Source organism: Bartonella sp. SL320 (assembly GCF_059687635.1).
Genome location: NZ_CM185143.1, coordinates 221,378 through 244,838 on the forward strand (window position 1 = coordinate 221,378; position 23,461 = coordinate 244,838).

The following is a 23,461-nucleotide window of genomic DNA, read 5'->3' on the forward strand; positions in this document are numbered from 1 at the left end:
TTTTGTCCGAGGAAGAAATTGATAGGTGAGTATACGTTTTATTCTTTAATAGCATGTGATTTATAGATACTAAATCAGAATGATCGTGTATGTGTATAAGTTTTTCTGTATCTGAAGATTGTTTAGGTAAAACACTACTGATCATTTAAAATAAGCTTTTTTCTTGATATCGATAATTGTTGGTAATGATCTATAAAGAGCTGTTTTATAAAGCTTTTATTGTTAGACAAATCAAAAGTTATTTTTTTATTTTTGTTGAAATATTTACTTTGTAGCTATTTTCTTTTTGTGTTCATGAAGGGTGTAGAAAATGCATTGGTGAAGCAAAGAGAAGAGGGGATACACAATAAAAAGCCGTAACAATTGATTACGGCTTTTTTATCTGTGTACTGTTATCGAGAGAGGAATTTCCTTTAAGCGATTTTTGATTTAGCAAAAATCGGGTCGTAAAAGACTTCAGAAAGTTTCCTATCTTTAAAGAATAATACGACATCAACTGTTGTATAAAGAACGATCTTTATCATTTCTATCTCGAGTTGGCGACCAACTTCTGACCTTTTAATCAAGGTGGCACAGCGTTCAAATGTCTGCAAAGCACTGTTGGCATGCGTCGTTGTAATCGATCCAGGATGACCCGTATTGAGTGAATTGAGATATTCCCATGCTTCATTGCCTCGTAATTCAGCAAGAAAAATTCGGTCAGGCGATTGACGCATACACGCATCTAAGCATTCTTCAGCGGAAACACGACCCACGTTGTTACCATAAATCATATGGACATGGTTTGGATGATTGGGGAGAAAAAGTTCATGAACATCTTCAATCGTAATAATGCGCTCTTCTACAGGGACCTTTTCAATGAGTGAACGAGCAAATGTTGTTTTACCAGATCCTGTTTTACCTGCAATGATAATATTGCGTTTATAAAGAACACATTCTTGCAAAAATTCAAGAATTTTTCCTTCACGTTTACGTTGTAGAAGTTGAACTTCAAATGGTTCCAATCGTGTAAAGTCTTGTTTTAATAACAAGTTATTGGCTTCTTTTTCCGAAGGCTTATTAAAACTTACATCGGAAAAATTATCAAAAGCGCCTTCTTCTTTGAGCTCTTCTAACGTCTTAACGATAAGAGAATGTTTACGAATGACAAAGGAAAGAGCACCATCAACGACAGCTGGTGTTTGTATAATTGTACCACGTTGTCCACCAGGCAATAGCACATAATTAATACTTCTAGGAGCCATACCGTTATAAACGATAATAGCCGTAATCAGTGTTTGTAAAAAAGCTGTCGTTAACTCTGGTACGCTATGGACCTGCCATCCGTTGAAACTTTTTGTCCACACTTCACAGGGACGGCAGATCGATAATTCAGTAATCTTCGGATCTTCTAAGAAACGATCAAGCGGTTGCAGAAGCTGAGAAACAGCTTGATCTTTTTGTATCGGATTAACGTGTGACGAGACTGTAGACATTGCTGAAATCCAGATCACGAGCAACAAAAATATTTACTCTTTCGCCTTGGTTTTTATAAAGAGTTGGTGTGATATTGATGGAGTTTTGAAGAACATCAGTTACGATCGATTCAGCATTCTGAGCACCTGTCTGAGCATTTGGAGATTGTGATTTCTCTTTATCTTCTTTGCTGCTCTTGTTGATTTTGCTTCGCACCCATTCTCCTAAATCACCGATGATACTGACCATAATTGCACCGCCAAATCGCTCCCAGAAATGTCTATCAATCCAACCGCCGATACCTGCTTCACCAAGAGGGCCTGTACCGGGTGAGTCAAGATTGACAATAACTCCAGAAGGGGTTTCAATACGCGACCATTGTACAAACACACGCGTTTGTCCTTGTTGTATACCACTTTGGTAAAAACCAACGACTTTAGAGCCACGATCGAGCAAAACAACGCGACCACTTGTGGAATACACATCACGCGTTAAATGACATGTCGTCATTCCAGGCTGTGAGGTGATGATTTTTGTTTCCAATGTGCAATCTATTTGCGTTCCCTGCGTAATCAAGAGGTCACGGTTACGCAGTTGCATCGCGTGTGATTGACCTAAACGTACAGGCTGAAGATTATCGAATAATACACCATTATTACTACCATCATTCGATGTATTTTTTGTCTCTGTAGACCCTTCGCTCCCACCACTGTTAAGACTAGAACTGAGCATACGTTTGCGTGCTAATTCTTCAGAATCTTTAAGCAAATGTGGAGGAATGGTTGTTTGAAGAAGTCTACTCAAAGCTGGTGGAATCTCTAGAGTTGAGTTTTCTGGTTGTGTTGATTCATTACTTTCTTCTGGAACCGTTGGCTCTTCTATAACTCGCGGCGTATAGCGTGGTATAATTTGCTGTACCGCTTGTTGTGGTGTTTCTTCCTCAACTTCCACGGTATTGCGCATTTTTAAAGCCTTCCAAGTCAAAGCAATCGGTACTGCTATGATGACAATAAGCCCTACTATTAACAATGCACGGGCACCAGGAATTGTAGGGCGGCGTTCTGAACCTAGTTCTGACCCTCCATAGGCACCTTCAACATGTTTTTGCTCCGGATTGTCCAGTTTTCTACCTTTTTCCTCTCCTTTCCCATTACCAAACATCATTTTCCTCCTTTATTGACGCGATGAACCACCGAAGATATTGTTCCGGTTGTATTGGGTATACCATGGGGATCATAGGCTTCATTGAAAACAGCTAAAGCACGTTTTCCAAGTCGTATAAGCCATTTAGGATTAACTTTATGCACAGCGATAATATCATTAGAATTGCCGACAACAGTTCGCGGTATTAAGCTTTCGTTTCCTTCGGCATCTACAACATAAATCGATGGCATATCCATGTTAGCAGGAAACTTGAAATAAGTAATACGTCCATTATCCCAAGCATTTATAGGAGCAATATCCTGGTGACCGCTCATGGTGTAACTGAGATTATAACCTTTTACGCTTTGGTAAAAACCACGTTCAATCGCAAGGTGTTGGCTATTTGATTCTGACTTTTCATCCGTTGAATCGGGATAATGGAAAGCCAATTCATAAGTAGCTCCCGCACGGTCATTTCGAAATTGCAGACGGAATTTGTAGCTCCGCTTATCAGTTACAATGATAAGATTGGTGTTGGCGAGTTCTGCTTTTGGTTTAATAAAAATATGCCGTCCTTTATGGGCAAAGGCATAGGCTTCTGAATCACCAAAAGCATGCGTGATATAGCGTTCACCTTCTTCAAGAATGATATGTGTTGCTACACCAAGAACCGTTTCAATTTGAACCACATCGGCTTCGTTATATGTTATATAGCGAATTCGGTGATCATATTGTGAATTTGACGGACTTTTGAGCGCCTGTACAGGTACCGTATAAAGAGAAGAAAATGAAGACAATAGAACAATGAATGCAAGTTTTTTCATAACAATCAATTCCTTAATCATTCAACAGGACTTCCGGATCAGAACGGTAACTTGTTACTTGGAAACCAAGGGGGTTAAGCAATCGATCAGATGATTTCATAGGTGCACCGACATAGGTGTAGCCAATTGTTGCGATTTGGTGTTGTTTAGGTCCAGTAGCAGCTCCGCTGCTGTCAAGTTGTTGCGTTGTAAAACGTACAGTTGCTTGACCGAGTCCGTTTGGCTGAATCGATCTCACTTTAACGGTAATACGTGCTTTGTTAGAAAGTACTTTATCCCGCGCCTTCTCTCCTTCATAAATTTTATAATATTCTTGTTGAACAGCTGCTGCGCTTAAAAGTGCTGTTGTATCATAGTTCAGTTGGATGGTATCATAGTCATAGGTTTCGCGGTTAAGCACATATTGATTGAGCCAATATCTGTCTACAACCTCACCATAGCTATCTTCATGCTCGCGCATGATCGAGATAACATCAACTGCACCTGTTGTGTTGTCAACGCGTAACACTAGAGGTGTTGGAGCTGGTTGAGAAAACCCAACGACTCCACATATCATACCGAATAAGCCAAAAAGACCAACAGCACTCGCGACACGCCAAGCCGTTCTACGCGATCTTATAAATTCATTGATGAGATCCCGTTCTAAGCCGCGGCTTTCTTCATAATAAGCATTAAGTTTTTCAGCTTTTATTGGTTTAGTTTGTTTTTCTTTCATATGGCTCCTCGCTGAATTTCGGCAGGGATTGTTTTGTTGACAGGAACACGGTTTCTATCATTTGGTTGTTTTAGCTTTGGTGCTAACGCACAAGCTGATAAGAGATTCATAATCAATATTACAAGAATGAAACGTTTCATTTTAATGCTACTCTTTTTTTCTGTTATATACAATATAACATTTATCATCATTATTATCATTTTGAATATAAAGTAAAGTGCATAATTTTCATTTATTTTACTTTTTAATTTAATAATCTTATTTTATTCCATGAAAGAATTCAGTTTCAGTGCAAACATTGCCTACTTTGAGATTAGAATATTAGGATTATTTTGTCCTATGGGTGTCAAGAGTGACTACTACGGGAATTGTTGTTTGCTATGCCATCGAGTCTCCATAGATGTCCAAATGTAACGCCTTTTGCGAGAGAATTGGCTATGCTTGACAGTTTAAACAACAGCACAATAGAGAGAATGGATAAGATCAGAGCGCCACCAAGTGCATACCCAACATTTTGTTTTCCATCGAATTTTAAATCTGTCATGTAATTTGCAAAAACATCCATCATAAGATTAAATACGGTTGCTAGGAGTACGAGGAAAATTGTGTAGCTTAAGATTTGTGCTATCCATTGCTCAAAAAAGCGATAGGTTGGTTGCCAAAGCAAAGCAATGATGAAGAATGGTCCAAGACCGACAAGAAGAACAAGAGCAACTTTTGCCAGCAGAATGAATGCGCCACCAATGGCAGCGAGAAAGCTCGTTGCAAGCAAGATCAAGATACCAAAAAGTCCGTAAAGAAGCCCATCAGCATCTAAAAAAGCCGCTTCCTCAAACGCTTCACTCGCACGTTCAAATCCCCTTTCGGCAACTTTGTCAATCAAACTAGATAACTGTTTATCCTGTAGTGGACTATTTGTTAGCGAAGCTGACAAATCATAGGGCATTTTTGTTATCAAATTCGCAATTTCATTTTGATAAAGCCCTGCTGTTAAGGCAATTGAGGTAATAATGCTCACTCGAAAGCAGCGGTTCACAAGTCCTACGAGAGGCATATCTATTGCACCACGAATAACGAGCCATCCATAGATAATGAAAGCAATAGTAAGAGCAACTGATACGAAGGGGGTAATTGTAGTAATTGTTTTTAAGGAAATATCAGTCACATATGTTTTTGTTGCCTGATCAATATGATTGAACAGTTGCGAGAACATTTTGAAGTCCATGGCATTCCTCTTTAGCGAACTTTCAGTTTTCTATTACCTTAAAACATCAGTGCATGTTGCGTTTACACAATCTATCTGAGCATTTTTCATCGAAATGGTTTGAGCTTATTGAAATCCTTAGCCACTCCTTCTGCTTCTTGAGAAAAATAAAGTATTACATGTAAGATTTTCTCGAAAGCAAAAGTAAAAAATCAATATCATCAAAAATCATTTAAAATTTATCTTATGGTAGGCATTTGTTTATTGATACTTCCAAGAATTTGTACATTACGCTTACGCTGCAATCTTTGGATAAGTGTATTTTCAATATTATGTGAATGTATAACCATTTGTAGCTTTGTCGCTTCATTTTGAATCATAGCAAGCATACCCTTTATGCGTGTTTGCATTTCCGCCACACCCTTTAGATCTCGCATTTGATCAAGGTTGATTAACATATTTGCGATTTGCTCAAAACGATTTTCTATTTCTTGAAAAATACGTACAGATACGGCTTTGCTAATAATTGCTGCATATTGGCTGCGCTCATCGATCTCTTCACGTGCTTCATCAACAGGAGTATCGCGAAGATAGTTTTCCTGTTGTATCGTTTTTTTGACGATGTCAGGTATTTTTTGACCAAGATTTTTTTGTTGAGTATTAACATAAATTGATTGTGGATTTGGAAGAAATAACCCACCATCATCATTTTGCTTTACGACACTTTGTGTTCGAGTGCCGGTTATAGCGATACGTAATCTCTCTATAGCCTCAAGTTGTTCTTTCAACAACTCTATTTCAGAATTTGCTACAACTCCCTCTCTCGAATATAATTCTTTTTTTTCATAATCAATCAACTTAAAAGAACTTTTTTCGGAGTTTATTGGAGCGGAAAACAGCTGCGTTCCGTAGCTTAGTACTACAGAAAATATGACTGCTGTAACAATCAGCTTTTTCATATTTCATTCCTTTTTAATTTTTACATATTTAGAAGGATTGGCAATTACATTGCTAATTTTACAAATTGGCAGACAGAGCTAGATTTTAACCTATAACTTTCTTCATAACAACTTTTAAGCTGTTTAGTTTTTACAGGTTTAGTTTGTTTTTCTTTCATATGGCTCCTCGCTGAATTTCGGCAGGGATTGTTTTGTTGACAGGGACACGGTTTCTATCATTTGGTTGTTTTAGCTTTGGTGCTAACGCACAAGCTGATAAAAGATTCATAATCAATATTACAGAAACGATCGGCTTCACTTTTACACTCCTCATATTTTTTATAATCAAATAAAGTCTAATATTTACTATCATTATTATAATTTTAATTATAAAGTAAAGTGTATAGTTTGCGATAGTTTCTCTTTTCTTAATTTCATTTTTTAATTTATAAAAACAATTCAATTTCAGTGAGATATCCTTTGGAGTGCTCAATAGTTATTTAGTTGTGCGACTACTACGGGAATTGTTGTTTGCTATGCCATCGAGTCTCCATAGATGTCCAAATGTAACGCCTTTTGCGAGAGAATTGGCTATGCTTGACAGTTTAAACAACAGCACAATAGAGAGAATGGATAAGATCAGAGCGCCACCAAGTGCATACCCAACATTTTGTTTTCCATCGAATTTTAAATCTGTCATGTAATTTGCAAAAACATCCATCATAAGATTAAATACGGTTGCTAGGAGTACGAGGAAAATTGTGTAGCTTAAGATTTGTGCTATCCATTGCTCAAAAAAGCGATAGGTTGGTTGCCAAAGCAAAGCAATGATGAAGAATGGTCCAAGACCGACAAGAAGAACAAGAGCAACTTTTGCCAGCAGAATGAATGCGCCACCAATGGCAGCGAGAAAGCTCGTTGCAAGCAAGATCAAGATACCAAAAAGTCCGTAAAGAAGCCCATCAGCATCTAAAAAAGCCGCTTCCTCAAACGCTTCACTCGCACGTTCAAATCCCCTTTCGGCAACTTTGTCAATCAAACTAGATAACTGTTTATCCTGTAGTGGACTATTTGTTAGCGAAGCTGACAAATCATAGGGCATTTTTGTTATCAAATTCGCAATTTCATTTTGATAAAGCCCTGCTGTTAAGGCAATTGAGGTAATAATGCTCACTCGAAAGCAGCGGTTCACAAGTCCTACGAGAGGCATATCTATTGCACCACGAATAACGAGCCATCCATAGATAATGAAAGCAATAGTAAGAGCAACTGATACGAAGGGGGTAATTGTAGTAATTGTTTTTAAGGAAATATCAGTCACATATGTTTTTGTTGCCTGATCAATATGATTGAACAGTTGCGAGAACATTTTGAAGTCCATGGCATTCCTCTTTAGCGAACTTTCAGTTTTCTATTACCTTAAAACATCAGTGCATGTTGCGTTTACACAATCTATCTGAGCATTTTTCATCGAAATGGTTTGAGCTTATTGAAATCCTTAGCCACTCCTTCTGCTTCTTGAGAAAAATAAAGTATTACATGTAAGATTTTCTCGAAAGCAAAAGTAAAAAATCAATATCATCAAAAATCATTTAAAATTTCATCTGATAGATTTCACAATAGGCATTTCCTTATTTTTACTATTAAGAATTCTCATATTACGTTTTTGCTTTTGTTGACTGATAAGTGCTCGTTCTGCATTGCTCGAATATGCAACCATTTGTAGCTTTGTTGCTTCATTTTGAATCATAGCAAGCATACCCTTTATGCGTACTTGCAATTCCGCAATACTTTTTAGATCGGTTGTTACCTTGAGTTTTTCTATAAGCTCTAAGATTTGATTAAAACGATTTTTTGTTTCTTGAAAAGTTTGTAAACTCACTGCTTTATCAACGGCAGTTGCATATTGTATGCGCTTACCAATAGAATCGCGAGATTCACGAATAGAGATAGGTATGTCTTCTTCGTTTAAGATACTTTCAAGTGAGTCAGATATAGCTAAACGAGCATCTTTATTATAAATCAGCTCTGGATTTTTAAGAAAAAAACTATTCTGATCTGTTTCTATTTCTGTGTTTTTTTTTATACCAAGTTGTCGATTTCCCGTTACAGATTGATGTATTTTTTTTGTTTCTTCAAGTTGCTTTTTTATGATCTCGAGGAGTTCTTGAGAGTTTATTTTCTTTTGTGGTGGTGAAGATGTAGAGTTTGTATTTCCCCAAGAAAAAGATTTTGAAACTCTCTCTACCACAGTTGCTGTTCCAGAGCCAAAGCCCCAAGACATTGCTAAATTAGGTGTTCCTAAAGTTATGACTACTGCTATTGAAATGACCTGTTTCTTCATGTTTCCCTCCTGTCATTTTTTGCGTGTTGTAAAAAAATTGGTAACCATATTGCTGGATCATCACCGACTTCAGCAATAATACTTTCCACCAGCTCTGCGTTATCAGGTGTTCCTGATAACACTAAGAGCTCATCACTAAAGTCGTATTCGATGGTTTTCTCATTGCTTGTCATATGAAATTTACCGAGATTTAACTCTGCAAGTGCTGACTGATCGCCCTGTTTGATAAGGAATTGACGACTAAACTCACCAAGTCCTTTAACAAGTTCAAATTCAGTATCTGTTAGTTTAAAGCCTTTTGTATAATCTTCATAATTTGCTTTGGGGTTGGCTAGAAAAATGTAAGTTGCACATTGTTGAATAAGTGTTTTGGCAATATTACTTTCTAAAGCATCGCTAGGCTCTTGTGTTGCGTAAACAAAAATACCATTTTGTTTACGGATAGTCTTTTGTTTATTTTTGGCTAAATCTTCAAAGTATGGGTCTTGCAACGGCTTCCAAAATTCATCAAAGATATACATAAAGCGCTGTCCGCTAATCATACCTTCTGTGCGGTAAAGCAAATACATCATCACTGGAGTACGAGTCTCCACGTTATCTAAGAACTCCGTGATATCGAAGCCGTAAATTTGATGTGTTGAAAGATCAAGAGCATCACGAGGGTTATCAAATAACCATCCATAATCACCTCCTTCGCACCATTTCAGTAAGCGAGCGTGAACAGAAGGGTGTGCATTATAATCATTTAAATGTGGGTTTGGTAAGAATTGTACCAGAAAAGATAAACGACGCAATGATGGGTCAATATTATCACTCATAACAGACATAACTGCTTGGTTAATTTCTTCCTCGTCATGATGTGTAACTTCGCCACCAGCTTCTGCTAACTTTTTAATAAATTGCTTCAGGAAAATTAGATTCTCTTGTGTGGGAGGAAGTTGAAACGGATTAAAGCCACTTGGTTTCCCTGGTTTGAATGTCAAATATTTTCCACCCATTGCGCGAATGGCAATTTCCATACCACGGTCTTTATCAAAAACAACGGTTGTCGGTTTAAACTTTTGTGCTTGTGCTAACAAAAAGCCGAGCAATACAGTTTTACCAGATCCGGATTGTCCAATAAGCGCAGTATTACCGAGTAATCGCTTATCAGTTGAATCCTCTTCGAGTTTAGAGGCATGAAAATTGAAATAAAGCGGTGTTTTACTGGTTGTTTTAAGAATAGTAACCGCTGGTCCCCATGGATTTCCAGTGGGTTTTCCTGACATAAAATTATGAAAAGATGAAAATGATAAAAAGTTCAGTGACGTAATCGGAGCAGGGCGGGGTCTCCATTTCCAATTTCCAGGAAGTTGTGCCCAATAGCCAGCTTCTATGGCTAAATCTACAGGTTTGGGCAATATGGCAACATCTAGCAATGCTGCACTTGCTTTGGCCATATGGTCACGAACTTGTTGTATTGTATCACCATATATGGTCAATGTGCAGTGATGTTCTCCCATGACAAAATGGCCACTGATAAGCTGATTGAGTGCTTCATCAATTTGCTCAATTTGGCTCGTTGCCACATCTCGTGCATCAATAAGATTACGTTGATGCCGCTGCAAATAATCTTTCGCCGCATGGCGTGAGAGTATCGAAAAACTCTGTGTTAATACAAACTCGAAATCACTTTCCAATAAAACATTTAGTTGTCCTGGTTTGGTTGTTGAATCATATTCTTTAATTTCCAACATTCCAAATCGACGTACTCCACTGGTTGTTCGTAGCTCACCAAGAGCACCCCATTTTGAGAAAAAAGGCCGATTGATAGACATATAATCAGCGAAACGATCACGACAAATCGGCATAGGGCGATATTCACCATTGACAAGCATTCCAAGAAATTCAAGGGCAGAAGAATAAGCATGCCCATTTTTTTCATAAACCCCAAGAATTTCTGCACCATAACGCTTTAAGGATTGGCCTAAAGTACGATTGATATCGTTGAGCTCTTTGATACATGAATCCTGTCGCATCTTTTTTTGATCAAGCGTTTCGCGTTCATGTTGAGAAAAGAACGACATAATTTTATCCGCGACCGGTTGGAAAACAACAGTCAGATACAGATCATTGACCATTAAATTATAACCAGTAAAGCTTTGCCGATATTTTTCATCAAGCCGATAGCAAAACATTTGATCAAATGTTGAATCAGGATATTCGTAAACACGGCGGCGCACGATATGCGTCCAGAAGGATAAATTAGCTGATGCAATACCCCGTAGAGTATTGTTAAGCTCTTTTGTCCATTGAAAAATATCTTCTTCTGAAGCACTCTGATGTGAACGCCCGTCAATCTTCCAAATCGACAAATATTCCGCATTCTTAGTTGAGATAATCGTATCAGTAATATGATGTGAATAGGGGAGGAACAGGCTCACAGGTGTCTCTGATACGAGACGTTTGCTGCTTTCAACAGCTGTCATGTTTATCTCCTTTTACTATAATTAGAGGGACTATAACTTGATGCGCCCCAAAAGCCTTTATTGCGATTGCGAAATTTGGTATCGATCCATAACCACCAGATACGAAACGCTTTATCATCATTTTTGGTTATTTGCGCCATAATGAACCATAGTGGTGGCGCCATAATCCACAAAAAGATATTTATTGTCATAGCACAAATCGCGACTCCCATAACCATAACGATAAGCGGCATCATAGGGACACCCCACATTGTTGGAACACGCGTTGCTCCTTTGAATAAGGGGAATACTTTTTGTTCTTGCGGTTTCATGGGGAGCTTTCGTTACTGGATGTGAAATAATATATGACTAATATAAAAGGCTGCACCTGCAATAATGACACTGAATGCCCATCGTATAAAAGTAGCCCTTGCGATGATGCGAAATATATAAATAAGCAAAAGAAACAAAAGAATAATAGCCGCGGCGATAGGAATAACCATACTTAATCCATACTGCATCCCTATGAAAACATCTAAGCTCTTTTTTTCCGTTTGAGCATAGGCAGATTGTGTTATTAAGAACATAATTGAAGAGATAACAATAGTACTAATTTTGTTGCACGTTTTTGCTGGAAGAATATTTGATTGTCTCATATCTTTTATTTCCATTTTAGCTAAAGTTCTTATGAAGAACATTTCTTTTTTTGCAATATGTATGACATTGATTACTACTGTACATCTATAATTGACGAACATTTAAAACGTTATGTATTATACTGGCGATTTTTTTATTTTCAATTGGTTTTAAATAACATGGTAACAAGCTGTGTTGCTGAACCTGCTATAACAACACCGAGTGCCCACCGTACGAAAGTATCTTTTTCAATGTAGCGCCCTGCATAACCAATTGCTAAGCACAAAAGTATAACAGCAGCAGCAACAGGAATAATATTTTTAATAAGATCGTCTCGCAAAGCTTCCAAAGCAGTTTTCGCTTTACCTAGCGCTGCATATGCTGGATGTGTTATAAAAAACAGAGTTACAGCAGCAGAAATTGCAATGATTTTGTTATTATTTTTTAATTGTAGGTCATTTAGTTGTTTCATATTCCATTCTCATTAAAACTCTAATAATGTTTATTTATTCGCAGTACTAAGTAAAAACTGTTATTGAATACAAATTTTATTGAAGCCAGCATTTCTTACTGGAGACTGCATGATCAGCCAAACAACATTGTTACAAGCTCAGCTGCTGAACCTGCTATAACGACACCGATTGCCCAGCGTACAAATGTATCTTTTTCGATATATCGTCCTGCATAGCCAATTGCTAAACACAACAGTATGACAGCAGCAGCAACAGGAATAATATTTTTAATAAGATCGTCTTGTAGAGCTTTTAAAGCATCTTTAGCCTTTGTTAGTTGTGCATATGCAGGATGTGTTATAAAAAATACAATTATAGCTGCAGAAATTGCAGCGATCTTATTATTATGTTTCGATTGTAACTTATTGAATTGTTTCATATTCCATTCTCATTAAAATTCTAATAATATTTATTTATTCGTAGTATAAGTATAGACTGTTATTGAACACAAATTTTATTGAAGCCAGTATGCCTTACTGGAGACAGCATGATCAGCCAAAAAACATTTTTACAAGCTCAGCTGCTGAACCAGCGATGACAACACCGATTGCCCAGCGTACAAATGTATCCTTTTCGATATAACGTCCTGCATAGCCAATTGCTAAGCACAAAAGTATAACCGCAGCAGCAACAGGAATAATGTTATCAATAAGATCTGTTTTTAGAGCATCTAACGCATCTTTAGCCTTTGTTAGTTTTGCATATGCAGGATGTGTTATAAAAAATGCAGCTATCGCTACAGAAACCGTAGTGATCTTATTATTATTTTTTAACTGGAATTTATTGAATTGATTCATTTCTTGCTCTCATTAAAATTTTTGTTAATGCTGTTTCTACTTTTAATATTCAGTTATACCATTACCAATTTATCTGTAGCCCATAAATAAAATCTATTTTGTTAAAATCGTATTTATAAATAAATTCATTACGGTTTAAATAACATTGCAACAAGCTCAGCTGCTGAACCAGCGATGACAACACCGATTGCCCAGCGTACAAATGTATCTTTTTCGATATATCGTCCTGCATAGCCAATTGCTAAGCACAAAAGTATAACTGCAGCAGCTATAGGGATAATATTGCCAATGAGGTCATCGCGTAAAGCCTCTAGCGCTGTTTTTGCTTTCCCTAAAGTTTGTTGGGCATACACAGGGGTACCCATAACAAATACAGCTATAACCGAAGAAATTGCGATAGTTTTGCTATTATTTTTTAATTGTAGATTCATTTTATTCTGCCTAATTAGATTGAAATTGGTGTAAAATAACTGCTACCAAATTTCTTTTTTGCAAAGATAAAGAGCACTTCAGGTTTAATATTTTATATTTCAGTGGGCTTATGGTTTTCCAGTAAAAAATAAAGTAGCAAGTTCAGTTGCTGAACCGGCTATGATGACTCCAACGGCCCATCGCACAAAAGTTTCTTTGCCAATGTATCGTCCCGCATAACCAATTGCTAAACATAAAAGTATAACAGCAGCAGCGACAGGGATAATATTACCGATAAGATCTGTTTTCAGATCACCTAATGCTTTTGCAGCTTTATCTAGCTTAGCATATGCAGGGTGTGATATAAAAAATGCTTCTATAGCTGCAGAAACCACAATGATTTTAGTCTTATTTTTTAAGTAAAAATTATTGAATTGTTTCATTTTCTGCTCTCACTTTTACTTTTCAATACCAAATGGCACTATCACTGATTCCTTCAGAGTTGAAGAATAAAGCTCATTTTGTATTAAACCTGTTTACAACTCTTTGTTTTATTTTGTAAATAACATGGCAACAAGTTCGGCTGCTGAACCGGCTATGATGACTCCAACGGCCCAACGCACAAACGTATCTTTTTCAATATAGCGTCCTGCATAACCAATGGCTAAGCATAAAAGTATAACAGTAGCAGCGATAGGAATAATTATTTTCAATTGTGCCTGGAGGCTTTCTAAAGCTGTTTTGGCTTTGTTCAAAGTTTGTGCTTGGGCCCATACAGGGTGAGATATCAAAAATAGAGTTAAAGCTGTAGAGATTTGAGTAGTTTTATTACGAATTACTGTTTGAAGAATATTTGATCGTTTCATGATTTTCATCCTCATAAAGACTAAAGCTTCCACAAATAACTCCTCTTTCATGAAGAAATTTAAAGAGATATTTCGGATCAGCCCAAGTTCTTAGTTTTCCTCTTTGTGTAAGAAGCGTATACTTATTTGGTTTTCCAGTTATTGGATCATCGGCAACAAACGTAAAGTACCACTTCCTTTCTGAGAGCATCACGACTGTAATTTCACGTGCTGCTTTCTGATTAAATGCTATATCAACGCTGTTTTGTTCGATCATTTTCATTATCTTTGCCCTCAATTAGAAGATTTTTTTCAATCTTACTAATTAGAGCCTTAATATTTTCTTATCTAGCTTTCATTATCGTATCCTATCAAAATTTTAATTCCAAAAGTTAGTAAGTATTATTCCTCTTGCTTTTTAAATGAAGAAGAATCCTCCATTGTAAAAGCATCATCAGTGCTACTTGCCTTATGTTTAAAGGCATCTTCCTCTTCACCTAAAAAGAGAGGAAGAGAATCTGTTTTGGTTACTCGTTCTGGTTCTTCTTTTTTTAACATTACTGGTTCTTGCAAGTCTTTATCTACATGTGCAGCAACCTTTACTTCAAACAATGAAGAAATCTCTTGCATAGAAGGGGCATTAAAATTCCCCATGTTGTAAACATTTAAGGCGGATAACAATGTATCCTTTTCAGAATCATATACGGATGATCTTCGTTCATAGCGGTAGGTTAAAGTGTCTTGCACAGTTTTAAGGTTTCTATAAAAATAAAACGGATTGCAAAAAGAAAAGCATTTCACATCTTTGACATCAATTTGCTCCAAGTTTGCGTCAATATTATGTCTACTTGGTTTAAACTGCTCACTTGTTGCGTTTGCTTTTCTCAATGGCGATGATTGATGGAATAATTTATCATTATCATCTGCGATACAAACATTATCTCGCAATTCTGGCGTGATGATAACTGAAAATGTTGCAAGGGGTGTATTAATGTATGCAGAAGCAAACATTATTAAATTTGGAACAATCATCAGCAATACGCCCTATTATGAAGAATTTTATTGATATAAATGCCAATTCTGAGCGATGCTTTTTGCCGTTGTTTTTTGATTTTATAAATTTGCAGAACAAGATTGGTTTGCTCAGAACAGCCTTTATAATTATTGCTTTGTTCTTTTTTTAAAATATTTTTAATATATACGAATATCCAAGCAATGAGATCAATGCGTGGAACACAAGAAAATCCATTATGCCAACAAATATTATTGGAATCACGGCAAAAAGCTTGGTTTTTAAGCAATAATAACTTATCGCACTCTATTGAAATTGCTTGTTTTATATCATTTTTTAGCTGTGAAAAAAAATTCAAAGAGCATTTATATGAAACGAAAAGTCGTTGTATGTGAGGATGTCTTTTGTTGTTATAATAAACAACATCATCATTATACGTAGAGGGCTTGTTCTTTGCTGCATATTGCCATAGTTTATAGGGTGGTGATTTATATTTACTTTTGACTACTGATTCATGGGAGTCAGAGAGGGGAGATAGTGTTTGTGCACTACAATTTCCAATTTCAGCCATTAAACTGAAAAAGGATGCGGTAGTGGAAGCTGAGACACAAATAGGCAATTCTCTGTGGTCCAAAGCACATCTCCATTAAAGTGATATATTTATCGTAATTTTAATTTCGATAACAAATAGGCAAAAATTGTCTATAATTGTGTTTAAAATATGGCAAAGAATAATTCTTTTTTGCAAGGGGAGTAATTAAGGTGAATGATCTCAAAAATATGAATTTTGATGAATTACAAGAAATGCGTACACAAATTGATGTGGAATTAAAAAAACGGCAAGCAAAGGAAAAGCAAAATGCACGACGAAAAATTCTTGAAATTGCCAATACCCATGGAATTGATATCGCTGATCTTGTGAGCAAAGAGCGTCATTATAGAAATCCTAATAACCAATGGGAATTATGGAATGGACGTGGACGTAGACCTAAGTGGATTAAAGAATGGTTGGAGAATGGGTATACGCTTGATGAACTCGAAGTAACATAACAACAGAAGCAGTATAACACATGTGCGATATTTATAAGGCAAGGGAATATAAAGAGATATGAATGCAAGCAGTAGGCGCTTTTGGTGATTTTATTGTATAAACATACTAAATAGATATGTTAACCTATTGATTTATCAAATAAAATGGTAAAGCATGAACGAATGTATTTAAAGGCAAGAGGTATTGTTGTTTCGGCTGGTATCATTATTAAGCTTGCCAGCTTCAAATTGTATCGTTGTTCTTGGTATTTGAGGGAGGGGGACTATTTACCTCTTTTTATTAGTTGTACTTAAATGCAGCTCTTTTTGTTCTAGGCAAGTAAATGGTTTTATTGATTCTTTACAAAAATTATTGAAATGGGAAGAAGTTGTTTCGTTAGGAGTAAGGCGGCATCATCGTTATATTTGTCAGCCTCCAATGTTGCGACAGATCTTTACATTTGAGAAGGGACATAAGGGGTATTTTTAGTCCTTTTTTAACAATTTTTACCCACAAACCAATTCTACTTATGATGCGCAAACCACGGTTTTTATTGCTTTAATATGAGAGATATTTTAAATAAGAAAATTTTACGGTATTTTGAGTTTTGAGTTGATATAAATAATGCTAAATTACCACTATAAATCAATTTATTGCTCAACTTGAGTATAGATTAGTATGTCAAATGATAATTCTATCAATCAATATTTTTTAGATTAACATGCTTATATTTCTGGAATACTGTTCTATAGAATAAAGGCTTGATATGATGGATTTTGTTGGATCTGGTTTCTATAAGATTATTTACATGAGACATTTGCTTTATTTATCATTTATCTCGTTAAGATGCGTAAATATGGGGAAAATAAACACTTTTTATGGCGTGTAAGAGGGATAATAGGATTTTGTGATATGTTTTTAAGTATCTGTGATTAAAATGCATTTATGGGCCTTTATGAATAATAAGGTGCATTGAAAATAAAACGATAGGGGTATTTTTTACTTTCGTTTGTTTTCTTGTGGTTGGGTAGGGGAAATATACGCGTTTACAATTGTGTGTGATGACATAGAGTATGGGGTACTTTGTTATATATCAGAATTTTTTAATTGTACTATCTTCATGTAAATTGAAGGATGTGTTGCACAAGAGAATACTCCAAGAGAATACTTCAAGCCGCATCATATTGATGTATGATGATAATGCATTGTTTTGCATGTTGAGTGGGAACCCCTAATAGGGTTTGACCTCTCATTTCAAATTTCTTCTACGTTGAAGCAATAAAAATTATTTTCTTCCACGTTACAAGCAGGTAGATCATGTGGATAAAAACTGTTGAAGAAAAGGCTAAAAATGCCTCTTATGAGCTGTCTCAAATAGCAAGGACTGTTATAATATTGGGGGAAGCTACGCGACAAGAATCCGGATTATTTACAGAGCGGATTGAATGGTTTTTTTGTGCTTTGAGAAGGGAAAGAAGCCAAAGGTTATAAAAAGTGAAAGGGTATGAATTTTTGCTTAAAGCGGGAAACCTTGTAGAAGACGGGGCGCATTTGGGGTAAGGCCAGCAGCTTCTTGAATGAAATATTTTTGTATTTTTGGTGTTTGATTGACGATTCCAAGACCGGCATCGCGGAGCATTCTTAAGAAAAGGTTATCGTTAGAAAAGAGTTTATTAAGCCAATCATTGCTTAAAGCCATACGGACAATTTCAAAACGTCTCCAGCTTTGATAGCGCTCTAAAGCGGTGAGGGAGCCGATATCAAGACCTAAACGTGCTGTTTCAATAATCACTTCAGCAAGGGCAGCGCTATCGCGTAATCCTAAATTGAGTCCTTGTCCTGCAAGGGGGTGGATGGTATGAGCAGCATCGCCAATGAGGGCAAAACGGGGCTTAATACATTGACGTGTTAAAGAAAGTTTTAGAGGAAAAGCTTGACGTTCGCCATTCCAAGAGAGCTTTCCTAATCGATGTCCAATGCGCCTTTCGAGTTCTGTTTCAAAAATCAGTGCATCAGCTTTGAGGTAATATTGCGCAGTTTTATGGTCTTCATTCCATACAATGGCGGATCGGTTACCTTTAAGAGGAAGGAGGGCAAAAGGACCGGCAGGTAAAAAATGTTGAATGGCTTGACCATTATGGGGTTTTTCATGTTCAACTGTACAGATGATTGCTGTTTGTTTATAGGGGTGAGAAAAGTTTTTAAGACCTGCTTTTTGGCGTAATGTCGAATGGGCTCCGTCGGCAGCAATAAGTAATTTTGTTTGCAGAATCTCTTCATTATTTAAAGTAACGGTGGTGTGTTGGTTGTCTTGATGAAAGTCAGTAACACGTGTGTTTGCGATAACGGGGATATTGAGATCTTTGACACGTTTTTTTAAATTATTGATGAGTTTTCTATGCTCTACCATCGTTGCAAAGGGTTCACCGGGGGTAATGTCACCTTCAAAGGCTAAAAGAGTGGGTTTAACAGGATCATTTGTGTTTGTATCTGTGATGATCATTGAGTGAATGGGTTGCGCATAGGGTTTTATAGGTTCCCAACACTGCAATTGTTTTAACATACGAACGGAAGCAGCAGCAAGGGCAATGGTTCGTATGTTAGAAGCAGGAATATCTTCTTGTGGAGCAGCATCAACGATTTTTATTTTCAGATGAGGGGCGGTTTGCTTGAGTGCTATTGCGAGTGTTAAACCGACAGCGGCTCCTCCCACAACGAGAAGATCACATTGTTTGGTTTTATGAGATGTTATTTTTTTATTGGGTTTTACTTCTTTATGGTGCTTAGAGTCCACAATGTTTCTTCCATTATTTACGAGGCTTCTTCCATTGTTTTAAAGTCTTCTTGCTTTTTAAAAAGATCTTTTTTAAACTACCTACAATGTTTTAATTTTTATTTTTCTCTTTGTTCTACGAAGATGAAACTTCTCTTTGGATGAGATGTTTCTTGAGTGTCAATTTGATGACAGATGAGTGCTTCAGAGCTCTTTTGCTTTGCTTTTATGTTTCACTTTATGGATTGATCGATTAGCCTTTTTTGAATGTCTTCTTCAACTCTTTTTACACTTGGTTGATAGAAAAGAAAACTAAAATTAAACAAAGATGAGAGTGTATTTTTTAGTTTCTATGAATTTTCTTTAAGAGTTTTTTTGAAGAGTGATATTGAGGATGATAGGTTAAGAAAAATTATGTTCATTCGTGATGGTTAAAACGGTATTAAGATTTTACTATTACCATGATATAGCGTAACCTTCTGTTTAGGAGAGCGATAGGGGCCTGTCGTAAACTTTATAACCCATGTAAAACTTTACACATGAGGTGTTTTTTGTTGTTCGTGTGATAAATATTTTAGAGTAGGATTGTTTTCGTGCTTTATGAAGGTTTCTTCCTTAAGGGTGGTGATCGTATTGAGTGACATGAAGGGGGAAGAAGGGCGAATGCACGGGATTTAAGAAGTTGGATTGTTTACAGATATGTGTTTAAAGATTGGCTCTGGATGTAAGCTGCGTTCTTTTTTAGGAGAGCCAGGAAGTTATAACTCTTTGAAATATTAAAGTTTTGTTTTTGGAATTGATGGATGCACCGAAGTTCTTCTCCTTATGCTTCATTGGAAGCGCAAAATTCTCAAGGTTCGCGGCTTATTGAGATGTTTTTACGTCAGATAGGGGTGTTTATTGGGCTTGGGCTTTTGGGCTTTATTGTTTTTTGTGTGTTTGCTTTGGCAACATGGAATGTTGCAGATCCCTCTTTAACCCATGCAAGTACAAATGAGGTTACAAACCTTATGGGGTGGCTGGGGGCCATTTTTTCAGATTTTATGATGCAGTTTTTTGGCTTGGCAAGTCTTGCTGTTTTTTTGCCGCCATTATTTTGGTCTTTTCTCTTATTGGCACAAAAAAATATCTATAATTTGACTTTTCGCTTGTTTTTGTGGGTGATCTCAACGATTTGTTTTTTAATGGCTTTTGCCCTTATGACACCTGTTGCTTCTTTTACTCATTGGCCATTACCTATGGGATTGGGAGGGGTTTTAGGAGATAAAGCTTTAAGTGTTGCTTCTTCAATTTTTCCTCTTTTGCTTTCTCCACTTTACACGGTGCTCTTCAGTGTTGTTTTTATCCTTTTAGGTTTTTTCATGGCTGCTTTTGCAGGCAATGTGATATGGCGGCGTCGAACAAAGAAAAGAAAAGAAAAAAGCATCCCAAAAGATGAAATCGTTGATCCGGTTTTTGAGGTGGAAGAAGAGGTGGAATATACCGCCGACGATGATCGTGAGAAGCATGGTTTCTTTGCGACAACTTTTGGGGCTCTTTTACATCTTTTTTATTTTTTACAAGCGCGTTTTTTTCGCCTTTTCTCTTTCAAAAAGCGTTCTCAAAATAAGGGGCAAGGCAAGTCATTTGATCGGATTGAACCAACTTTTTTTGGCGAAAAAGAAAAGTGTGAGGAAAATCAAAATAAATCCCATGTTTCTGCTGTTAAGAGTCGTGGTTTGAAATCTTTAACAGCTTCTTCAAAGGGTGGTTTTGTTCTTCCACTTTTAGATTATCTTTCGGTTCCACCCCCCTCGGTTCGGGATGCAAAACTTTCTCCTGCTGCTTTAAAAGCAAATTCTCAGGAACTTGAAGGTGTTTTGTTAGATTTTGGGGTCAAAGGCAAAATTATAGATGCGTGTCCTGGGCCCGTGGTCACTTTATATGAATTTGAACCGGCTGCAGGCATTAAGTCTTCTCGTATCATTAGTCTGGCAGATGATATTGCGCGCTCGATGCGTGCAATTTCTGCTCGTGTTGCTGTGGTTCCAGGGCGCAATGTGATTGGAATAGAGTTACCCAATGCAAAGCGTGAGATGGTTTATTTAAGGGAGATTGTGCAAGCACAGGAATTTGTTGAAAGTAAAGCAAAATTAGGCCTTGCTTTGGGCAAAACAATTGGGGGGAAGCTGTTATTGCGGATTTAGCAAAAATGCCGCATCTTTTGGTTGCTGGTACAACAGGATCGGGAAAGTCTGTTGCTATCAATACTATGATTTTATCGTTGCTTTATCGTATGACACCTGAAAAATGTCGTCTTATTATGGTGGATCCCAAAATGCTTGAACTTTCAGTTTATGATGGCATTCCCCATTTGTTAACGCCCGTGGTGACAGATCCTAAAAAAGCAGTGACTGCTCTTAAATGGGCTGTTCGTGAAATGGAAGAGCGCTACAGTAAAATGTCAAAACTTGGCGTTCGCAATATCGATGGGTTTAATGCACGTCTCAAGGAGACAGAAGGTCAAGGAGAGACAATGGTGCGTACCATTCAAGTGGGCTTTGATCATGAGACCGGCGAGCCTCTTTACGAGACAGAAACACTTGATTTTAGTCCTATGCCCTATATCGTTGTCATTATTGATGAAATGGCAGATTTGATGATGGTTGCTGGTAAAGATATTGAAGGTGCTGTTCAACGTTTAGCACAAATGGCACGTGCTGCCGGTATCCATGTGATTATGGCGACACAGCGTCCTTCTGTTGATGTCATTACGGGAACGATTAAAGCCAATTTTCCTACACGTATTTCTTTTTCTGTGAGTTCAAAAATCGATAGCCGAACAATTCTAGGCGAACAGGGAGCCGAGCAATTATTGGGACAAGGTGACATGCTCTTTATGATGGGAGGAGGCCGTATTCAGCGTGTACATGGACCTTTTGTTGCGGATGATGAAGTGGAGCAGGTTGTTGCGCATCTCAAAGCGCAGGCACGACCTGATTATTTGGAAACCATTACCCAAGAAGTGGAAGAAGATAGTGCTGATGTTTCTTCGGCTTCTCCTTCAGCAGATGATCCTTACAGCCAAGCTGTTGCTGTTGTGCTTCGTGATCGTAAGGCTTCAACCTCTTATATTCAACGCCGTTTAGGGATTGGTTATAATCGTGCTGCGACATTGATTGAGAGGATGGAAGAAGAAGGGATCATTAGTCCAGCAAATCATGCAGGGAAACGAGAAATTTTAGTGCCTGCCGAAGAAGAACGCTTTTGAAAAATCTTTATAATCATTTTTTTAAAATGTCTCGTAAAACAGTCGGTTATCTTATTATGCTGTAGAAAGCCGGCATTATTATACATGAGTTTTCAATGTTGGGATAATCTCTTGGCATTTGAGACTCTTCAGAAGAAGTATTCTTTATTTTATACAATTTTACTCACACATTAACTTTTCTTGTAACGGGTAAAGAAAATGATTTGAATTGATTCAAGTCAGAGAGAGTATGTGAAGTGAGGTTTTTACTGTACTTGGTGGTATGATTTAAGTTAGAAATTACTTTATTATCAATGAATGTATTGCCTTAGTATGCGCTCGTTTGAGGTGTGGGGGATGGCATGGAGGATTTAATATTGAAGTATTTTGCTGTTCTCGTCGTTTGATTTTAGGGTGAAATCCGCTGTACCTTGTGGCTTTCCAGTCTTCTTTTTTAAGGCAAGGTTTATTTGTCGAGCCTTTGTTTAAGAGAATTATACGGGCGGAGAAGCTAAGTAGAATTTTCTAAAATCCAAAAGTTGAGTTTTAACTTCGCAAAGCGTGCTTATAGGTAAGGCTTTTAGGTTTTTATGATGCAAGCTTCAAATTGTATACAGCGGATTGTTTACAGACCGAAATGGGTAAGAATTTTTATTCTTTTGGATGAAGAAGAAGGCAAAAAAATTTTTCTATTGAAAAGAATTTTCAGTTTGCGCAAGCAATATATTTGATTTGTGTATTGATCATAATCTATGTTTCTCCACAGATGAGGGGGAAAGAATGTATTATGCGTTTGGCAAATAATTGGAAAAGTAGGAAATTAGGATACTTTTTGAAACTAAAAAGCAGATTGATTATTTGGAAAAGACATCACAAGAGATTGCAAGAAAAAAGGAAGAATGTTTCGTTGGTTTCTTCTGCAATGAATGATTATTGTCAAGCTGTTGCTGTTATGCTGCGTGATCGTAAGGCTTCAACCTCTTATATTCAACGTCGTTTGGGGATTGGTTATAACCGTGCTGCGATATTAATTGAGAGGATGAAAGAAGAAGGTATCGTTCGTTTGGCAAATGATATAGGCAAACGGAAAGTTTTAGAGTCTATCGAATAAGCATATTTTAAAAAATCTTTTGATAGTTTTTTCAA

At 37.0% G+C, this 23,461-nt stretch carries 24 protein-coding genes and 2 pseudogenes; 3 read left to right on the forward strand and 23 right to left on the reverse strand.

Going from position 1 to position 23,461, the window contains the following annotated elements:
• Positions 1-413: 413 nt before the first annotated feature.
• From virB11 to AC6ER8_RS00960, 22 genes are all read right to left on the reverse strand, one after another.
• Positions 414-1,475 (reverse strand): P-type DNA transfer ATPase VirB11, encoded by a 1,062-nt coding sequence (gene virB11 / locus AC6ER8_RS00855; protein ID WP_497078558.1) that lies wholly within the window; start codon positions 1,473-1,475, stop codon positions 414-416.
• Complete coding sequence (gene virB10 / locus AC6ER8_RS00860; protein ID WP_497079697.1) at positions 1,450-2,616, reverse strand: type IV secretion system protein VirB10; 1,167 nt, start codon at positions 2,614-2,616, stop codon at positions 1,450-1,452. The genes virB11 and virB10 overlap by 26 nt, the downstream gene beginning before the upstream one ends.
• A complete protein-coding gene (gene virB9 / locus AC6ER8_RS00865; protein WP_497078560.1) occupies positions 2,616-3,422 on the reverse strand; it encodes a P-type conjugative transfer protein VirB9 in 807 nt (268 codons plus the stop codon). The genes virB10 and virB9 overlap by 1 nt, the downstream gene beginning before the upstream one ends.
• A gap of 13 nt (positions 3,423-3,435) precedes the next feature.
• The gene (locus AC6ER8_RS00870) at positions 3,436-4,137 is read right to left on the reverse strand and encodes a VirB8 family type IV secretion system protein (protein ID WP_497078562.1); all 702 of its coding nucleotides are present in this window, start codon (positions 4,135-4,137) and stop codon (positions 3,436-3,438) included.
• Positions 4,134-4,277: a TrwH protein gene (locus tag AC6ER8_RS00875; RefSeq protein WP_497078564.1), complete on the reverse strand. Its 144-nt coding sequence runs from the start codon at positions 4,275-4,277 to the stop codon at positions 4,134-4,136. Before AC6ER8_RS00875 ends, AC6ER8_RS00870 begins: the two co-directional genes overlap by 4 nt.
• Before the next feature lie 206 nt (positions 4,278-4,483).
• The gene (locus tag AC6ER8_RS00880) at positions 4,484-5,362 is read right to left on the reverse strand and encodes a TrbL/VirB6 family protein (protein ID WP_497078566.1); all 879 of its coding nucleotides are present in this window, start codon (positions 5,360-5,362) and stop codon (positions 4,484-4,486) included.
• Between the two features lie 218 nt (positions 5,363-5,580).
• Positions 5,581-6,300 (reverse strand): TrbJ/VirB5 family protein, encoded by a 720-nt coding sequence (locus AC6ER8_RS00885; RefSeq protein WP_497078568.1) that lies wholly within the window; start codon positions 6,298-6,300, stop codon positions 5,581-5,583.
• 154 nt (positions 6,301-6,454) lie between these two features.
• Positions 6,455-6,568 (reverse strand): TrwH protein, encoded by a 114-nt coding sequence (locus AC6ER8_RS00890; RefSeq protein WP_497079699.1) that lies wholly within the window; start codon positions 6,566-6,568, stop codon positions 6,455-6,457.
• Between the two features lie 207 nt (positions 6,569-6,775).
• On the reverse strand, positions 6,776-7,660 hold the full coding sequence (locus AC6ER8_RS00895; protein WP_497078569.1) for a TrbL/VirB6 family protein: 885 nt from the start codon (positions 7,658-7,660) through the stop codon (positions 6,776-6,778).
• A gap of 219 nt (positions 7,661-7,879) precedes the next feature.
• The gene (locus AC6ER8_RS00900; RefSeq protein ID WP_497078571.1) at positions 7,880-8,623 is read right to left on the reverse strand and encodes a TrbJ/VirB5 family protein; all 744 of its coding nucleotides are present in this window, start codon (positions 8,621-8,623) and stop codon (positions 7,880-7,882) included.
• Positions 8,620-11,091: a VirB4 family type IV secretion/conjugal transfer ATPase gene (locus tag AC6ER8_RS00905; protein WP_497078573.1), complete on the reverse strand. Its 2,472-nt coding sequence runs from the start codon at positions 11,089-11,091 to the stop codon at positions 8,620-8,622. The genes AC6ER8_RS00900 and AC6ER8_RS00905 overlap by 4 nt, the downstream gene beginning before the upstream one ends.
• 2 nt (positions 11,092-11,093) lie before the next feature.
• The gene (locus tag AC6ER8_RS00910; protein WP_497078575.1) at positions 11,094-11,402 is read right to left on the reverse strand and encodes a VirB3 family type IV secretion system protein; all 309 of its coding nucleotides are present in this window, start codon (positions 11,400-11,402) and stop codon (positions 11,094-11,096) included.
• A 12-nt stretch (positions 11,403-11,414) separates the two neighbouring features.
• Complete coding sequence (locus tag AC6ER8_RS00915; protein WP_497078577.1) at positions 11,415-11,726, reverse strand: conjugal transfer protein; 312 nt, start codon at positions 11,724-11,726, stop codon at positions 11,415-11,417.
• Between the two features lie 140 nt (positions 11,727-11,866).
• Positions 11,867-12,178, reverse strand: a complete 312-nt coding sequence (gene trwL, locus AC6ER8_RS00920) for a VirB2 family type IV secretion system major pilin TrwL (protein ID WP_497078579.1) — start codon at positions 12,176-12,178, stop codon at positions 11,867-11,869.
• Positions 12,179-12,291: 113 nt separating this feature from the next.
• The gene (gene trwL, locus AC6ER8_RS00925) at positions 12,292-12,597 is read right to left on the reverse strand and encodes a VirB2 family type IV secretion system major pilin TrwL (RefSeq protein ID WP_497078580.1); all 306 of its coding nucleotides are present in this window, start codon (positions 12,595-12,597) and stop codon (positions 12,292-12,294) included.
• Between the two features lie 112 nt (positions 12,598-12,709).
• Positions 12,710-13,015: a VirB2 family type IV secretion system major pilin TrwL gene (gene trwL / locus AC6ER8_RS00930; RefSeq protein ID WP_497078582.1), complete on the reverse strand. Its 306-nt coding sequence runs from the start codon at positions 13,013-13,015 to the stop codon at positions 12,710-12,712.
• Between the two features lie 128 nt (positions 13,016-13,143).
• Positions 13,144-13,446: a VirB2 family type IV secretion system major pilin TrwL gene (gene trwL / locus AC6ER8_RS00935; RefSeq protein ID WP_497078583.1), complete on the reverse strand. Its 303-nt coding sequence runs from the start codon at positions 13,444-13,446 to the stop codon at positions 13,144-13,146.
• Positions 13,447-13,554: 108 nt separating this feature from the next.
• On the reverse strand, positions 13,555-13,869 hold the full coding sequence (gene trwL, locus AC6ER8_RS00940; RefSeq protein WP_497078585.1) for a VirB2 family type IV secretion system major pilin TrwL: 315 nt from the start codon (positions 13,867-13,869) through the stop codon (positions 13,555-13,557).
• A 108-nt stretch (positions 13,870-13,977) separates the two neighbouring features.
• Entirely contained in the window at positions 13,978-14,292 is a 315-nt protein-coding gene (gene trwL, locus AC6ER8_RS00945; RefSeq protein WP_497078586.1) for a VirB2 family type IV secretion system major pilin TrwL, read from the reverse strand.
• The gene (gene korA / locus AC6ER8_RS00950; RefSeq protein WP_497078588.1) at positions 14,255-14,554 is read right to left on the reverse strand and encodes a KorA family transcriptional regulator; all 300 of its coding nucleotides are present in this window, start codon (positions 14,552-14,554) and stop codon (positions 14,255-14,257) included. The genes trwL (AC6ER8_RS00945) and korA overlap by 38 nt, the downstream gene beginning before the upstream one ends.
• Positions 14,555-14,673: 119 nt before the next feature.
• Positions 14,674-15,303 carry a lysozyme family protein gene (locus tag AC6ER8_RS00955; RefSeq protein WP_497078590.1) on the reverse strand — a complete coding sequence of 210 codons (630 nt, stop codon included), beginning with the start codon at positions 15,301-15,303 and terminating at the stop codon, positions 14,674-14,676.
• Positions 15,303-15,917, reverse strand: a complete 615-nt coding sequence (locus AC6ER8_RS00960; RefSeq protein WP_497078592.1) for a hypothetical protein — start codon at positions 15,915-15,917, stop codon at positions 15,303-15,305. The genes AC6ER8_RS00955 and AC6ER8_RS00960 overlap by 1 nt, the downstream gene beginning before the upstream one ends.
• A gap of 128 nt (positions 15,918-16,045) precedes the next feature.
• Between AC6ER8_RS00960 and AC6ER8_RS00965 the strand changes: the two genes are divergently transcribed.
• On the forward strand, positions 16,046-16,333 hold the full coding sequence (locus AC6ER8_RS00965) for an H-NS histone family protein (protein WP_142416710.1): 288 nt from the start codon (positions 16,046-16,048) through the stop codon (positions 16,331-16,333).
• Between the two features lie 1,496 nt (positions 16,334-17,829).
• Here the strand turns inward: AC6ER8_RS00965 and AC6ER8_RS00970 are convergent.
• Positions 17,830-19,107 (reverse strand): ubiquinone biosynthesis hydroxylase, encoded by a 1,278-nt coding sequence (locus AC6ER8_RS00970; protein WP_497078594.1) that lies wholly within the window; start codon positions 19,105-19,107, stop codon positions 17,830-17,832.
• 782 nt (positions 19,108-19,889) lie between these two features.
• Between AC6ER8_RS00970 and AC6ER8_RS00975 the strand changes: the two are divergent.
• Positions 19,890-22,336 (forward strand): annotated as a pseudogene (locus tag AC6ER8_RS00975) (FtsK/SpoIIIE family DNA translocase).
• An 831-nt stretch (positions 22,337-23,167) separates the two neighbouring features.
• Positions 23,168-23,426, forward strand: a pseudogene (locus tag AC6ER8_RS00980) (DNA translocase FtsK); the annotation flags it as partial.
• Positions 23,427-23,461 lie beyond the last annotated feature (35 nt).

Bases quoted from the DNA above. Each gene is read 5' to 3' on its own strand.
- virB11 (WP_497078558.1), bottom strand. From the start codon at position 1,475: ATGTCTACAGTCTCGTCACACGTTAATCCGATACAAAAAGATCAAGCT.
- virB10 (WP_497079697.1), bottom strand. From the start codon at position 2,616: ATGTTTGGTAATGGGAAAGGAGAGGAAAAAGGTAGAAAACTGGACAAT.
- virB9 (WP_497078560.1), bottom strand. From the start codon at position 3,422: ATGAAAAAACTTGCATTCATTGTTCTATTGTCTTCATTTTCTTCTCTT.
- AC6ER8_RS00870 (WP_497078562.1), bottom strand. From the start codon at position 4,137: ATGAAAGAAAAACAAACTAAACCAATAAAAGCTGAAAAACTTAATGCT.
- AC6ER8_RS00875 (WP_497078564.1), bottom strand. From the start codon at position 4,277: ATGAAACGTTTCATTCTTGTAATATTGATTATGAATCTCTTATCAGCT.
- AC6ER8_RS00880 (WP_497078566.1), bottom strand. From the start codon at position 5,362: ATGGACTTCAAAATGTTCTCGCAACTGTTCAATCATATTGATCAGGCA.
- AC6ER8_RS00885 (WP_497078568.1), bottom strand. From the start codon at position 6,300: ATGAAAAAGCTGATTGTTACAGCAGTCATATTTTCTGTAGTACTAAGC.
- AC6ER8_RS00890 (WP_497079699.1), bottom strand. From the start codon at position 6,568: ATGAATCTTTTATCAGCTTGTGCGTTAGCACCAAAGCTAAAACAACCA.
- AC6ER8_RS00895 (WP_497078569.1), bottom strand. From the start codon at position 7,660: ATGGACTTCAAAATGTTCTCGCAACTGTTCAATCATATTGATCAGGCA.
- AC6ER8_RS00900 (WP_497078571.1), bottom strand. From the start codon at position 8,623: ATGAAGAAACAGGTCATTTCAATAGCAGTAGTCATAACTTTAGGAACA.
- AC6ER8_RS00905 (WP_497078573.1), bottom strand. From the start codon at position 11,091: ATGACAGCTGTTGAAAGCAGCAAACGTCTCGTATCAGAGACACCTGTG.
- AC6ER8_RS00910 (WP_497078575.1), bottom strand. From the start codon at position 11,402: ATGAAACCGCAAGAACAAAAAGTATTCCCCTTATTCAAAGGAGCAACG.
- AC6ER8_RS00915 (WP_497078577.1), bottom strand. From the start codon at position 11,726: ATGAGACAATCAAATATTCTTCCAGCAAAAACGTGCAACAAAATTAGT.
- trwL (WP_497078579.1), bottom strand. From the start codon at position 12,178: ATGAAACAACTAAATGACCTACAATTAAAAAATAATAACAAAATCATT.
- trwL (WP_497078580.1), bottom strand. From the start codon at position 12,597: ATGAAACAATTCAATAAGTTACAATCGAAACATAATAATAAGATCGCT.
- trwL (WP_497078582.1), bottom strand. From the start codon at position 13,015: ATGAATCAATTCAATAAATTCCAGTTAAAAAATAATAATAAGATCACT.
- trwL (WP_497078583.1), bottom strand. From the start codon at position 13,446: ATGAATCTACAATTAAAAAATAATAGCAAAACTATCGCAATTTCTTCG.
- trwL (WP_497078585.1), bottom strand. From the start codon at position 13,869: ATGAAACAATTCAATAATTTTTACTTAAAAAATAAGACTAAAATCATT.
- trwL (WP_497078586.1), bottom strand. From the start codon at position 14,292: ATGAAACGATCAAATATTCTTCAAACAGTAATTCGTAATAAAACTACT.
- korA (WP_497078588.1), bottom strand. From the start codon at position 14,554: ATGAAAATGATCGAACAAAACAGCGTTGATATAGCATTTAATCAGAAA.
- AC6ER8_RS00955 (WP_497078590.1), bottom strand. From the start codon at position 15,303: ATGATTGTTCCAAATTTAATAATGTTTGCTTCTGCATACATTAATACA.